The following is a 12,622-nucleotide window of genomic DNA, read 5'->3' on the forward strand; positions in this document are numbered from 1 at the left end:
GCTAGCTTGAAGGAGCGCTTCGATGACTGATCTGTCCACGCTGCAGCCGGGGCTGGAGAGCCCGCCCTCGCGGGGGTTTGCCGTGACCCCTGGCACTGCGTCCTTAATGACGCCGATCAGGGGGCTGATGGTCGCCTCCGCCGGGGACGTGGCGGTCACTACCGTGGGCGGCGACCAGGTGACCTTGCCGGCCCTGCAGCCGGGAGTGCAGTACGCGATCCTCGCCACCCATGTGCTCAGCACGGGGACGAGCGCTACGGGCATTGTCGGCCTCGCCTGATGCGGCTCAGCCTCTCCCTCGGCGGACGCCTGCCGCCGGGCGGCAGCGCGCCGCCTCCACCACCTCCGCCCCCGCCTCCGCCGCCCGCCTCGACCCTGTTCGCGAGCGGGCAGAAGGGGTTCCAGTTCGACCCTTCCGACTTCGCCTCGATGAGCGTCGCCCGCGACGGCTCCGGCCCTGCACCGGGGATCGGCGACGTGGTGGGGCGGATCGCCGACATCTCCGGCAACGGCCACGAGGCGGTGGCGGCGAGCGATGCGGGGCGGCCACGACTCGAGTTAATCGGCGGCAAACCGGCCCTGCGCTTCGACGGCGTGGACGATGCCCTCGTCGTCACCAGCATGACGCTGGGGCCGTCCTGGTCGCTGTTCTTCGCCGCCGAGCAGTTCGGCAGCGGCTCGTTCATCGGCTGTCAGTACCCAGACGGCAAGGTCAACGTGCTCGCTCGGTTCAGGCCCTATGTCGTCACCCAGGCTCTTCTGGACAGCGGCTCGCAGGTCTATCTCGCCGACAACACGGTTGCCGGTAGCGTGGCGGGGGAGATCCGGGCCGATGGAGCCGATTTCGGCCTCACCTTCGAGGGCTCCGCGCAGAAGAGCAAAGTGGCCTCTTCCCCGGTCGTCACCGCGCCGAGCGCCCTCGTCCTGGGCGACCAAAGGGTGCCGCCTCGCGCCGCCACCGACGCAGCCCTGTTCGGCCTGGTGGCGTATACTGAAGCACCGCCTACGCAGCAGCAGAGGCAGGACGCCGCCGCCTGGGTAGCGGCGCGGCAAGGGAGCAGCGCATGAGCTACAACCACTCCATCGTTCTGATCGTCGCGGCCGAGGACAGGCCGATGGCCGAGGAGGCTGGCCGTAGCCTAGGGTACACGGACCACGAGTACACCGTCGCGCTCTCGCCCGATGGTGCGGAACCCGCCACCCACTACGCTCTGCACAGTTGGGCCAGGCAGGACTTCGCCGACCTCCTGACGGGTAGGAGGGACGCAGGCCCGGACTTCACCGCCGTGTTGGCGCATCTGACCGTGAGCGTGAGAGCCAGCGCCGCCGGGCATTTCCAGGAGGCGCTCGAGGCAAAAGGCCTCCAGCGCATCACCCCTCCTCAGGCGGACTAGTTTTGTCCGCCGGGGGCAGCTTGAACGCGAAGCGCTCTTCCTGCGCCCAGCGGATCAGGTTGCGCATGACCTGGGCCTGCGCCTCCTCGCCGTCCTCTTCGGTGAGGGGGGGCAGGTCGGCGATGCGGTCCTTGACCAGACCGGCAAGGCGCTGAGAGATGCAGGAGAGTAGGAACTCCGCCGTCTGCGGGTCGGTCTGCTTTGCGTATTGCAGCGCCCGATCCAGTGCCTTGCCGTCCATTTCGCGGAAGAGAAGCGGCACTGCCGTCCGCGGCAGGCGGTCGGGTAGGGTGGCGAAGCGCAGGATCTGGTCCTCGACCGCCTTGAGCTGGTCGGGGGCGGACTTTCGAAGCGCCTCCAGCAGCACCACCTGCCGCGCAGGGGACGCGGCGTTGATGACGTGCACCGCCTTTTTCTTAGGATCACGCTGAAGGCCCGCCCCCGAGGGGATCGCCAACGCCTGACGCCGCAGCGCTTCGGTGACGGCGCCGAGGGTCTTCTCGGCCAGGGGCTTGGCCGTCATGATGAGGTGAACCACCTCGCAAGCTTTGTCGTCCTCGAGCTGCCCCAGCACCGTCTCGCCTGCCTCGTCGGGCAGCCGACGGATGGCGGCAGCGATCAGGGCCGGGCGCTCGTCACCGAGGAGGCGGCCCAGCTTGGCGGGCGGCATCTTGGCGAGATAGGCCCAGACCGCGTCCTCGCCCGCATCCTCGGCAAGGGAGCCCGGCTCGTCGTTCTCGGCGTCCTCGGGGGGAGCGAGGAGAGGGGTCGGTGGCGCCAGCGTCTTCGCCAGCACGGCCGCCTTCTTGGCGCCGCCGGAGATGACAGGGAGGGCACTGCTCAGCACGTGGTTGAAATCCTCGACCGTGCGCAGCACCTCCTCCTGGGACACCATGGGTAGGGAGCGGAAGGCGTCGACCGCCCTGTCGACCCTTCCGTGGTCGAAGTGGCTTGCCACCAGACGGGCCTCGCTCTCGCCCAATAGCGACAGGATGACGGCGGCCCGCTGCGGCGGGGTCAGCACGCTCAGCTCGTTGGTCTCGCTCATCAGCTATAGCCTTTCAAAAGGGCTTCGGTGATCGCGACCCAACCGTCCGCCAGCACGAAGAAGGCCAGCTTGAAGGGAAGGGCGACCACCGCCGGGGGGACCATCATCATGCCCATCGCCATAAGGACGGAGGCGACGACGAGGTCGACGATCAAGAAAGGGAGGAATACGGCAAAGCCGATCTGGAAGGCTCTCGTGATCTCCGACAGCATGAAGGAGGGCACGAGGAGCGACAGCTCGGCGGGCTTACCATCCGCCAGCGGACGGTCCACGGCGTCGGCCAGGCGCCTCAGCGTATCCTCCGACACGCGGGTTTCCATGAAGGCGGCGAAGGGCTTCGCAGCGGCTGCCATCGCGTCCGTCTCCACCAGCTCGCCGTCGAGGAGCGGCTTGATACCGACGCTCCACGCGTCCTGGAAAACCGGCTCCATGATGAACCAGGTGAGGAAGATGGCGAGGCTCGTCAGCATCATGGCTGGCGGCGCGGTCTGAAGCCCGAGCCCCTGACGGATGAAGGAGAAGATGATGGCGATGAAGGGGAAGCACGTCACCATCATCAGGATGCCCGGCGCGATGCTCAGTAGCGTGACGAGCAGCACGGTGGGAACGACGGCCTGGCGCAGGCCAACCGTGTCTTCGACGAAAGCGTCGATGGCCGGGGCGGCGGGTACGGCTTCCTGGGCGGAAGCTGGTGCGCTGAGAAGCGCGAGGACCATGAGGGAGAGGATAGAGAGCCTGGTCATGTGGCCTCCGCCGTGCCGCTCAGCTCGGTGATGCGCAGGAAGAGCCCCCGGTCGCCCTCCGCCTCGCCCAGCTCGCCGCGGGCGATGACGCTGCCATTAGCGCAGAGCTCGAGAGGCCGCTCGGCGGACTCGGCCAGCTCCAGCACCGAGCCTTTGGTGAGGGCGAGTAGGTCGGCCATGGTCATGCTGGCCGAGCCGAGCCTGACTGACAATTCGACAGGCATGTCGGAGAGAAGGTGTTCGAGGGGAGAGGGGGAGGTCTCGCTGGTCATGCGGCGGTTTCCTTCTGATCGAGCCAGGAGTTGAGGAGGGCGGCGGCATCTTCGGGCCGCTTCGCGCTCTGTTCACGGAGCTTGCCGACGGGGTCCTCGGCGGGGGCGGGGAGGGCCTGCGGCTCGGCTACCGGGGCGGTGAGGTCCGTGCCGGTGGCCGTGTCGGCGGGCAGCATGGACAGGTCGCCGATGATGGCCCCGTCCGCCGCCGGTTTCTTCCGCCCCAGGAGCGGTCTGAGAACGAACAGGAGAAAGAGAAGCGCAGCGACCCCTACCCCGGCTGCGGGCAGGAGGGGGAAAGGGCTCTTCTGCGCAGGCGCAGGCGGTGTGCCCGCCGCCTCCTCGGGAAGGTCGAAGGCCATGGCCTCCAGCGTCACCACATCGCCGCGCTCTGGCCTGATGCCGGCGGCGGTGGCGATCAAGGTGCGAAGACTGGCCAGCTCAGCCTCGCGCAGCTCATTCGTAGGCGCCTCGCCCAGCGCCGCCTCGTTGATCAACACCGCGACCGACAGCCGCTCGATCCCGCCGGGCAGCAGCTCGACTTTACGGTTCGTGGTGCTGACGGCGTAGGTAACGTCCTCGCGCACGCCCTCATCGGTGGTGCGCGGACCATCCTCCTCGCCGGTCTCGCCGGTGGGAAGGTCTGAGGCGATGGTCACCGCTCCGGCGCTTCCCTCCTCGGCGCGCTTGTTCTCCTCGCGAGAGCGGGAGAGGACCGCCGTCCTGTCCGGATCGACCGTGCTGCTGGCGATCTCCTCGCGCTTTCTGACGCTTTCCAGAGCCACGTTGACCCGAGCATTCCCCGCACCGAGCCTAGCCTCCAGCATGGTGAGAAGGGCGCCCTCGATCTCCTTCGCCGCGCTGCCGCCGGAGAGCCCGTTCTCGGCATCCGAGTGCAGAAGACCGCGCACCGTATCAACCACGGCGACGTTTTCAGGAAGCATACCGGGTACGGATAGCGCCATCAGATGCCTGACCGCCCGAAGCTGCTCGGCGGAGAGCATGGAGCTGGTGGTCAGGGTGACGGAGGCCGTCCGCTCTTCGCGCCTGCGGCCGAAGGGGCTGCGCTCCTCCGTACCGATATGAACCCGCGCCGCCGTGACATTGGGCATGGCGAGAAGGGTCCTCGCCAGTTCCCCCTCCTTGGCGCGCCAGTAGGTGACGTTGAACATCTCGGAGGTCGTGGAGAAGCCGTCCAGGCTATCGAGAAGCTCGTAGCCCTCACCCGCCGCACCCGGAAGGTTCTGCTGAGCGAGGCTCAGGCGCAGGCGGTCGCGCTCTTTGGCGGGCACGTAGATGCGCTCGCCCCTCACCTCATAGTCCACCCCCTCGCCGTCCAGCGCCAGGGTGATCTCACCGGCGGTCTTGCTGTCCAGCCCGGCGAAGAGAAGCGCCTCCTGCGGCTTCAGCGCCATGGGCAGCGTCAGCGCCAGCACCCCGGCCACCGCCACGGTGCTGACCGCCGCGGATATCTTGGTCTTGTTGTCGAGCCCCATGGCCCGGTCGATGACGGCTTGCATGCCCTGCCCTCCACAACCTCCGGGTTGTTATGGTGAGCACTTTCTTAACGGACGGTTTACCTCTGGTAGCAATAGTGAGGCTATACCATCTGGGAGTGTATCATGCAGCCGAAGGCCAACTCGAAACCCCTTGGAAGACGACGCCTGACCATCGGCGCCGTTCTCGCCTCCGTCAGCCTGTTGAGTATTGGGGGGGCGGCGCTTTCCGGCTTCCCCGGCATGCCCGAGGCGGCGCAGAAGGCCCATGCGGCTCCCGCCAAGAAAAAGAAGGCCAAGGGGGAGAGCGAGGTCGTGGTCTTCGAGCCCTTCGTCGTGGCCCTGCCCGGTCAGAGCACCGCGCGCAGCCTGCGTTTGCGCTTCGCCGTGGCGATCGACACCAAGGTGCCGGACGACGTCCTGGCCGAGAAGCTGCAGCTGCGCGACGAGTTCCTGGCCGTGGTCTATGAGTTGGACACGGAGAAGCTGAGGACACGCGGCGGCTTCCGCTACCTGCGGGACGAGCTGACCACCACCGCCAAGACCCGGTTCGGCGAGAAGTGCGGGGCGCTTCTCCTGACCGAGTTCATCATCCTCTAGAAGGGGCACGGACATGGATATCAGTCCCTACACAGACTGCGCAGTCCTGATGGCGGCGCTCGGCAGCGGCCTCTACTGTCTGACCTTGCGGCGGGAGATCAGGGCGTTGAGCGCCAACAAGAAGGGCCTCAAAACGTCGATCGACCAGATGACCGAGGCCACCAAATCGGCGAGGGCGGCGCTCGCGGACCTCAAGGAGCAGGTCCGCACGGAGATCGAGGAGCTGGACGGCCGCCTTCTCCAGGTCACCGAGGCACGGCACGAAGTCGAGGACATGCTCGACAGCGCCGACGGCCAGGTCGCCTACCAGACCCGAAGGATGCAGGAGGCACGGCTGGTCACCGAGCAGGCCATCGCCCCACTTCTTCAGCAGGCGGAGGAGCATGTTCAGTCGCTCTCCAGGCTGGCGAGCTCGATGGCCGAGCCTGCACCCCCGCGCGCCCCGCGCCGAACGCCCGCCCGCGCTCGTTCGCTGCACGAGGGCACGCCCGAGCGAATGGACGAGAACCCGTTCCTGAAGGCCGTCCATGGGTGAGCGCGGCGTTCTGTGGACACTGACCCTCCTGTTCCTGATCGGGGCGGCGGGGCGGTTCGAGGGTCCGGCCTCGATGCTGAAGGAGCTGAGATCGGCACCTCCGGCGGTGAGCGAGGAGGTTTCCCCTTCCCCGCGCGATGACGTGTCCGCCGAGCTGGCGGTGCTGCTCGATCGTCTGAACCCGGAGGAGGCTGCAGCCTTTCTTGCGGCGCTGCCGAAGGAGCGGGCGGAGGCTTTGCTGGCGATGCGCACAAAGAGAGGCGACGATGCTGCCGACGCCAACGCCTCTCCCTGACCGTCATCCCGGAAGACCGAAGGTCTATCCGGGACCCATGGACCGAAGCGCTCAGATGGAAGAAAGGATCGGTTCCTGGATCCCGGCTCTTCGGCCGGGATGACGAGGGCTATGGAGGCCTCTAAGACCCCAGCGCGGCCTCTGCGTCCATCGTCACGCTGGCAGCTTGAACCACGGCGGCGATGCGGACGGAGGCCTGGACCTGCTCCGAGGTCATGCCCCCCTTCCTCACCACTGCGTCGTGGGCGTCGACGCACATGAAGCAGCCATTGATCGAGCTGACGGCGAGGCACCAGAGCTCGAAATCGGCCTTGTCGACGCCGGGGTTGCCGATCACCTGCATGCGCAGTTTCGCGGGCAGGGTCTTGTAGACGTCGTTCCCCGCCTCGTGGCCGAAGCGGTAGAAGACATTGTTCATGCCCATGATGGCTGCGGCGGCCTTGGCGGCGGTGACCGCCTCGGGGGAGAGGTGGTTCTCGGCCTCCGCCGCGATGGCCTGGATCACCGCCGGGTTCCGGCCAGCCACGGCACAGGAAAGGAACGTGCCCCAGCGCTTCTGGGTGTCGAGGATCTCCTCGGAGGCGAGGTTGCCGAGGTTCAGTTTGATGTCTTTGGCGTAGGCAGGGAGCTGGCTTCGCAGCGCTTCGAGCGACATGCGGTCCTCCTTGAAAGCTATGGGAAAATGGGGGTGGCCCCGGAGGGGGGGTGGGAAGCGCCGGCTCGGACATCAGGGCAGGGGGGAAGGTATCCGAGCCGACGCTTCGTAAAACGGGTTCGCTAGGGGCAGGGCAGGTGCGAACTCGTTTTAACTTCGACTTCTAGAGCGTGTCACCGCCGAGAGGGCGGTTGCAGGGACAGAGCTCATCCGTCTGAAGTGCATCGAGAACGCGCAGAGTGTCCTGCGGGTTCCGGCCGACGCTGAGATTATTTACATAAACATGCTGAATCGTGCCGTGGGGGTCGACGACGAAGGTCGCGCGCAGGGCGACACCCTCTTCCGAGCGGATGCCGAGACCGTCGATCAGGCTGCCGGTGGTGTCGGCGAACTGCCATGCCGGGTGCTCGGCGAGGTCGGCGTGATCGCGGCGCCAGGCCAGTTTCACGAACTCATTGTCAGACGATCCGCCCAGCACCACGGCGTCACGGTCCTCGAACTCGGCGGCCAGACGGCCGAACTCGGCGATCTCGGTCGGGCACACGAAGGTGAAGTCCTTCGGGTAGAAGTAGATGACCTTCCACTTGCCCTCGAAGCTGTCCTGGGTGAGCTCCTCGAAGGCGCTCTCGCCGTTCTGCTCGTGCTGCATGAATTTCGGCTTCACGCCGGTCACTTTGAAGTCAGGGATACGGTCGCCGACACCTAGCATTGAGTTCTCCAGTAAGGTCTGTGCGTTGCGGCGGAAGAGGTCCTGTCCGCCGATGGGTGGGAGATGGACCACGCGGGCGCTGTTGGCAAATTGATATTGTAGTCTTCCGTCATCGGTTTTATCGATGAAGCATGTCGGCCCTTCCCACCCTGCGTCAGCTTCAGTTCTTCGACGCGCTCTGCCGCACCGGCTCGTTCAGCCGCGCGGCGGAGACCTGCTTCGTCAGCCAGTCCACCCTCTCCTCGGGCATCAAGGAGCTGGAGGCGATCCTGGCCGCGCCGCTGGTGGACCGAAGGGCACAGAGCTTCACCCTCACGGTCGCCGGGGAGGAGGTGCGGGGCCGCTCCGCCGAGCTTCTCGCCGATGCGCGGGACCTCGTGCGCGCCGCCTCCACCACCAAACCGCTCCTTGAGGGGGACTACCGCTTCGGGCTGATCCCCACCATCGGCCCCTTCATCCTGCCGGCCGCCATGCCGCTGGTGGGGGAGAGCTTCCCGGCGCTGAAGCTCTATCTGCGCGAGGACCTGACGGCGGGGCTTCTGGAGCTCTTGCGCGCCGACCAGCTCGACATGGCGGTGCTGGCGCTGCCTGTGGACGAGGAGCGGATGGACAGCCTGACCTTCGCCGAGGACCCCTTCCTTCTCGTCACCAGGGACGACCATCCGCTGGCCGAGAGGGAAGCGGTGAAGACCGAGGAGCTTCTGGGCCGCCAGCTCCTCCTTCTGGAGGACGGCCACTGCCTGCGCGACCACGCGCTCTCGGCATGCTCCCTGCCCAAGCGGCTGAGCAGCAGCTTCGCCGCCACCAGCCTCTTCACCCTGGTGCAGATGGTGAAGTCGGGGCTCGGCATCACGCTCCTGCCGAAGATGGCGATTGACCAGGGTCTGGCCGAGGGGCTCGCCGTGCGCCCTCTCGAGGACCCTGATGGCGGCACGCCGAAGCGCGATATCGGCCTCGCCTGGCGGGGCTCCTCCCGCCGGGCCGAAGAGGCCGAGGCCCTGGCACCTGTCTTGAAGGAGGCGCTCGCATGACAGAGCTTCCCACCCTGCCCGTGCTGGGCATACCCTTCTCCACGCTCTCGGTAAAGGAGATTTGCGCCGAGGTGCGCCGCGCCGCCGATGAGCGCTCGCCTCTTTGGATCTCCACGGCGAACCTCGACTGGGTCGCGATGAGCCGCACCGACGAGGTGTTCATGGGGCACATCCATGCCTCCGAGATCGTCACCTGCGACGGCGCCCCGGTGATGCATCTCGCCAAGATTGCGGGCAAGCCGCTGCCCCACCGGGTCACCGGGGTCGAGCTCTTCCGCAGGCTGAGGGAGGGCTGCGCCGGGACGCTGCGCGTCGGCTTTTTCGGCGGGGAGGGGACGGAGGCGGAGGACGCCTCGAAAGTCCTCAATGAGGAGACCGGCCCGCTGATCGGCGCGGGCGGCTACAACCCCGGTCACGGCTCGGTGGAGGAGCTGAGCGCGGAGGAGCACCTTACCCCGGTGCGAGCCATGGACGCGGATATTCTGGTGTTGGCCCTGGGCGCTGCCAAGGGGCAGGCGTGGATCGCGCGCAACCGGGAGAGCCTCGGCGTGCCGGTCATCAGCCATCTCGGCGCCGTGGTCCGCCATGTCGCGGGTGCCACCGTCGAGGCACCCGAGGTGCTGGCGAAGACCGGCTTCGAATGGGCCTACAGGGCGTGGAACGAGCCGGAGCTGCGCAAGCGCTACGCCGGTAACTTCGTAGCGCTCCCCGGACTGATGATGGCCGCCGCACGGGAGCGGGGGTAGCTACCGTCATCCCGGAAAGCCCCGGACTTGATCCGGGGATTATCCGGGACCCATGGTCGTAGGCATCAACTACAGGCGAACCGCTGGACATGCTTACCCAGGCAGTCCATGGATCCCGGCTCTCCGCTTCGCTGCGGCCGGGATGACGGCGGATGGTTAAGCCTTCAGCGCTTTCCCGCCGGCCTTGGTCTTCCCCGGCTCGCCGCGCTTCAGCGGCTCGACCTCGCCATTGTCCGACAGAAGCACCGCCACGGGCCGCGTCGATTCGAACTGTGCCAGGATAATCATCAGGGCCACGGTCATCGGCACGCAGAGGAAGGCGCCCGCGATCCCCCAGAGGGAGCCCCAGGCGGCGAGGCTGATGAGGATCACCAGCGGCGACAGGTTGAGCGATCGGCCCATCATGCGCGGTTCGATCAGCGTGCCAACGAGCTGCTCCGCCGCCGTCAAGAGCACGCCCGTGAGGATGAAGAGGCCGAGGCCTCCCCCCGGCTGCACCAGCGCCAGGAAGGTCGGCAGAAGGACGGCGATGATCGAGCCGATCACGGGGATGAAGTTCAGCGCGAAGATGAGAAGCGCCCAGAAGCCCGCAAAATCGATCTCCAAAAGCGCCATGATGACGAAGGAGATCGCTGCGACGGTGAGGCTGGTGAGGGTCTTCACCGATATATAGGTGCGCACCAGGACCTGGATGTCCTCGATCACCTCGGAGACCACGTGCTCGGCGCCGTGGGGGCCTGCGATCTTGACGATCTTGTTCAGCACCCGCCCCCGCTCAGCCAGGATGAAGACTGTGTAGAGAAGAACCGTGATCAGGCCGCCCACCACGCCGCGCGCGATGGTCGCGACATCGCCCGCATAGCCGCCGATCATCTCCACGAGGTTGTTCTCGAGATTGGCGAGGCCTGCCTGGATGTCCGCGCCGAAGGGCAGGCTGCCGGTGAAGCTCGTCAGCTCCCGCCATATCTCGATGAGGCGGGCGGAGTAGCTTGGGGCTGCGGCGACCACGGCCTCGATATTGTTGCGGATGATCGCGGCGAGGAGGAACATGATCAGCACGATCACGCCGAAGGAGAGGGCGAAGCTCACCGCCTCGGGCAGCCGCTTGCCCACACCCGGCGCTCGGTCGATGCCGCGCTTCACCGTGACGATCAGAAAGCTGAGAAACGCGGCGATGACGAGGGGGATCAGCACCCCCTGGCCGATCCACAGGATGAAGCCGATCAGGACGAAGATCGCCACGCCGAAGAAGAAGGATGCCAGCGACCGGCGCGGGCGGCGGGCATCGCGGGTAAGGGGGGTGGTCACGCAGGCGCTCCTTGGACGGCGGGAATGGCCTTGGGCGGGTAGCGCTTGGTGAGGAACGCGACCAGCACCACCAGCAGCGCGGCGGGGATGGCGTAGCTTGCGGTCAGCAGGAAGAAGTTCACCCACCCCAGCGTGTCCGCCATGACGCCCGAATAGGAGGCGGCGAACTTGTTGATGGTGGCGTAGATAGAGCTGAAGAGCGCGTACTGGGTCGCGGCGTTGGCCGGGTCCACGAGGCTCGACAGGTAGGCGATGAAGACCGTGGTGACGAAGCCGCCCGCCACATTGTCAGCACAGATCGCCAGCGCCAGCACCTGCGGATCGTTCCCGGTGGCAACGCTCGCGAACCAGGCATAGGCGCCATTGGTGAGAAGGGTGAGGAGCGCGCCGATCATCATGCTGCGGATCAGCCCGAAGCTATGCGCCGCGAGCCCGCCGAGGAACAGGCCTATGAAGGTGGCCAGCACGCCGGGGCCGGACTGAAGCGTGCCCACCGTGGTGCCGTCATAGCCGAGATCGGCGTAGAGCGAGGTCGCCATCACCCCCATGGTGAAGTCGGACAGCCGGTAGAGCATGACCAGGGCGAGGATGGCGAAGAGGGGCGGGCCGAAGCGGTTCAGGACCTGACGGAACGGCTCGCCGAAAAGCTCGAAGAGCCGCCCCCGCGGCTCGGCCTCGGCTTCTTGGTCGCTCAGCTTTCGGACGTTCCCCGACAGGTGAACCACCGTGATGATGAGAGGTGCCAGGACGAAGGCCAGCATCAGAAGAAGGAACAGCGGCCCGACCGCCTTGGCTGTGTCGCCGAGCACGCCGAGGATCGGCAGGACGGCGTAGACGCACCCGGCACCCACCGCGCCGATGACAAGCCGGTCGCGCAGGGCCATCTTCGTGCCCCGCAGGACCCGCTCGCCCAGAACGAGGCAGGCGAGGGCTACCAGCACCAGCGCGTGGACGATCAGTTTGGGGTCGAAACCGCCCCACCGGGTCTCGCCGCCGATGAAGCTCAGAAGCAGCGCCGCCAGGCAGAAGAGGCCGACCGCCACCGCCGAGGCCTGGGCCGGACCGGCCAGCCAGGGCTTGCGGGCGAGGCTCCGCTTCCCGCGCGGCACGTCCGGCTCCTTGACCAGGAGCACCAGCGCGCCGGTCACGGCCATGCTGGCCGCCATGAAGAGGAAGCTGACGTTCCAGTTGGCCTGGTCGCCGATGATGAGGCCGAGCCCGGAGAAGATCAGCGCACCGCGATAGCCCAGCGAGTAGGAGGCAGCCATGTTGGCCTGCTGGTCCGTCGGCGCGCTCTCGATCCGCCAGGCATCGATCGAGATGTCCAAGGTCGCGCCAGAGAATGCCAGAAGGATCGCGCCCAGGGTGATCGGCACCAGGGTCTCGGAAGGGTCGCCGGTGGCTATGACCGACAGCCCCGCCACCGTCCCGGCAATGGCCACGATCATCCAGGACCGCCGGTGGCCGAGTTTCGCGCCGAGGAGCGGCACTTTCAGCTTGTCGATGATCGGTGCCCAGAGAAACTTGAAGGAGTAGAAGAGCCCCACGAGATAGAAGAAACCGATGGTCGAGCGCTCGATGCCTTCGATGCGCAGCCAGTAGGAGGTCTTCTGATAGACGAGATAGAGCGGCAGACCCGAGGCGAAGCCGAGCAGCAGCATCGCCGCCATCGCAGGCTTGGTATAGGGCCGGACGGCTTCGATCAGCCAGCCTTGCGGGCGTTCGGCAGGGGCCTGGGCAGCTTGTGTATCGCTCATGGCCGGGACCTTGGCCCCGGCACCCTTACCAAA

The 12,622-nt window shown here is 66.9% G+C and carries 16 protein-coding genes; 8 read left to right on the forward strand and 8 right to left on the reverse strand.

Going from position 1 to position 12,622, the window contains the following annotated elements:
• The first annotated feature begins 22 nt into the window (after positions 1-22).
• Genes NOG11_RS01535 through NOG11_RS01545 form a run of 3 tightly spaced genes read left to right on the forward strand, consistent with a single transcriptional unit; the run spans position 23 to position 1,394 of the window.
• Positions 23-280 (forward strand): spike base protein, RCAP_Rcc01079 family, encoded by a 258-nt coding sequence (locus NOG11_RS01535; RefSeq protein WP_256617864.1) that lies wholly within the window; start codon positions 23-25, stop codon positions 278-280.
• A complete protein-coding gene (locus NOG11_RS01540) occupies positions 280-1,068 on the forward strand; it encodes a hypothetical protein (protein ID WP_256617865.1) in 789 nt (262 codons plus the stop codon). The genes NOG11_RS01535 and NOG11_RS01540 overlap by 1 nt, the downstream gene beginning before the upstream one ends.
• Positions 1,065-1,394, forward strand: a complete 330-nt coding sequence (locus NOG11_RS01545; RefSeq protein WP_256617866.1) for a hypothetical protein — start codon at positions 1,065-1,067, stop codon at positions 1,392-1,394. The genes NOG11_RS01540 and NOG11_RS01545 overlap by 4 nt, the downstream gene beginning before the upstream one ends.
• On the opposite strand, the gene NOG11_RS01550 is transcribed toward NOG11_RS01545, so the two are convergent.
• Genes NOG11_RS01550 through fliF form a run of 4 tightly spaced genes read right to left on the reverse strand, consistent with a single transcriptional unit; the run spans position 1,372 to position 4,977 of the window.
• A complete protein-coding gene (locus NOG11_RS01550) occupies positions 1,372-2,442 on the reverse strand; it encodes a FliG C-terminal domain-containing protein (RefSeq protein WP_256617867.1) in 1,071 nt (356 codons plus the stop codon). The two genes, NOG11_RS01545 and NOG11_RS01550, sit on opposite strands and share 23 nt — an antisense overlap.
• The gene (gene fliP, locus NOG11_RS01555) at positions 2,442-3,185 is read right to left on the reverse strand and encodes a flagellar type III secretion system pore protein FliP (protein WP_256617868.1); all 744 of its coding nucleotides are present in this window, start codon (positions 3,183-3,185) and stop codon (positions 2,442-2,444) included. The genes NOG11_RS01550 and fliP overlap by 1 nt, the downstream gene beginning before the upstream one ends.
• The gene (locus tag NOG11_RS01560) at positions 3,182-3,457 is read right to left on the reverse strand and encodes a FliM/FliN family flagellar motor switch protein (protein ID WP_256617869.1); all 276 of its coding nucleotides are present in this window, start codon (positions 3,455-3,457) and stop codon (positions 3,182-3,184) included. Before NOG11_RS01560 ends, fliP begins: the two co-directional genes overlap by 4 nt.
• Positions 3,454-4,977, reverse strand: coding sequence for a flagellar basal-body MS-ring/collar protein FliF (gene fliF / locus NOG11_RS01565; protein ID WP_256617870.1), 1,524 nt, complete (start codon positions 4,975-4,977; stop codon positions 3,454-3,456). The genes NOG11_RS01560 and fliF overlap by 4 nt, the downstream gene beginning before the upstream one ends.
• Positions 4,978-5,079: 102 nt before the next feature.
• Between fliF and NOG11_RS01570 the strand changes: the two genes are divergently transcribed.
• The 3 genes from NOG11_RS01570 to NOG11_RS01580 are packed head-to-tail and all read left to right on the forward strand — an operon-like array spanning position 5,080 to position 6,383.
• Positions 5,080-5,553, forward strand: a complete 474-nt coding sequence (locus NOG11_RS01570) for a flagellar basal body-associated FliL family protein (RefSeq protein ID WP_256617871.1) — start codon at positions 5,080-5,082, stop codon at positions 5,551-5,553.
• Between the two features lie 13 nt (positions 5,554-5,566).
• Positions 5,567-6,088, forward strand: coding sequence for a hypothetical protein (locus tag NOG11_RS01575; protein ID WP_256617872.1), 522 nt, complete (start codon positions 5,567-5,569; stop codon positions 6,086-6,088).
• The gene (locus tag NOG11_RS01580; protein WP_256617873.1) at positions 6,081-6,383 is read left to right on the forward strand and encodes a hypothetical protein; all 303 of its coding nucleotides are present in this window, start codon (positions 6,081-6,083) and stop codon (positions 6,381-6,383) included. Before NOG11_RS01575 ends, NOG11_RS01580 begins: the two co-directional genes overlap by 8 nt.
• Before the next feature lie 121 nt (positions 6,384-6,504).
• On the opposite strand, the gene ahpD is transcribed toward NOG11_RS01580, so the two are convergent.
• Both ahpD and NOG11_RS01590 read right to left on the reverse strand, forming a co-directional pair.
• On the reverse strand, positions 6,505-7,038 hold the full coding sequence (gene ahpD, locus NOG11_RS01585) for an alkylhydroperoxidase, AhpD family (protein ID WP_256617874.1): 534 nt from the start codon (positions 7,036-7,038) through the stop codon (positions 6,505-6,507).
• A gap of 163 nt (positions 7,039-7,201) precedes the next feature.
• Positions 7,202-7,747, reverse strand: coding sequence for a peroxiredoxin (locus NOG11_RS01590; RefSeq protein WP_305888869.1), 546 nt, complete (start codon positions 7,745-7,747; stop codon positions 7,202-7,204).
• Positions 7,748-7,878: 131 nt separating this feature from the next.
• Here NOG11_RS01590 and NOG11_RS01595 point away from each other — a divergent pair, with 131 nt between their 5' ends.
• On the forward strand, positions 7,879-8,778 hold the full coding sequence (locus NOG11_RS01595) for a hydrogen peroxide-inducible genes activator (protein ID WP_256617876.1): 900 nt from the start codon (positions 7,879-7,881) through the stop codon (positions 8,776-8,778).
• On the forward strand, positions 8,775-9,524 hold the full coding sequence (locus tag NOG11_RS01600; protein ID WP_256617877.1) for a WecB/TagA/CpsF family glycosyltransferase: 750 nt from the start codon (positions 8,775-8,777) through the stop codon (positions 9,522-9,524). The genes NOG11_RS01595 and NOG11_RS01600 overlap by 4 nt, the downstream gene beginning before the upstream one ends.
• A 156-nt stretch (positions 9,525-9,680) precedes the next feature.
• On the opposite strand, the gene NOG11_RS01605 is transcribed toward NOG11_RS01600, so the two are convergent.
• Both NOG11_RS01605 and NOG11_RS01610 read right to left on the reverse strand, forming a co-directional pair.
• Positions 9,681-10,832: an AI-2E family transporter gene (locus tag NOG11_RS01605; protein ID WP_256617878.1), complete on the reverse strand. Its 1,152-nt coding sequence runs from the start codon at positions 10,830-10,832 to the stop codon at positions 9,681-9,683.
• Entirely contained in the window at positions 10,829-12,589 is a 1,761-nt protein-coding gene (locus NOG11_RS01610) for an AmpG family muropeptide MFS transporter (protein WP_256617879.1), read from the reverse strand. Before NOG11_RS01610 ends, NOG11_RS01605 begins: the two co-directional genes overlap by 4 nt.
• Positions 12,590-12,622 lie beyond the last annotated feature (33 nt).

Origin of the sequence: Parvularcula maris (assembly GCF_024505085.1) — a bacterium.
Classification (GTDB): Bacteria; Pseudomonadota; Alphaproteobacteria; order Caulobacterales; family Parvularculaceae; genus Parvularcula; species Parvularcula maris.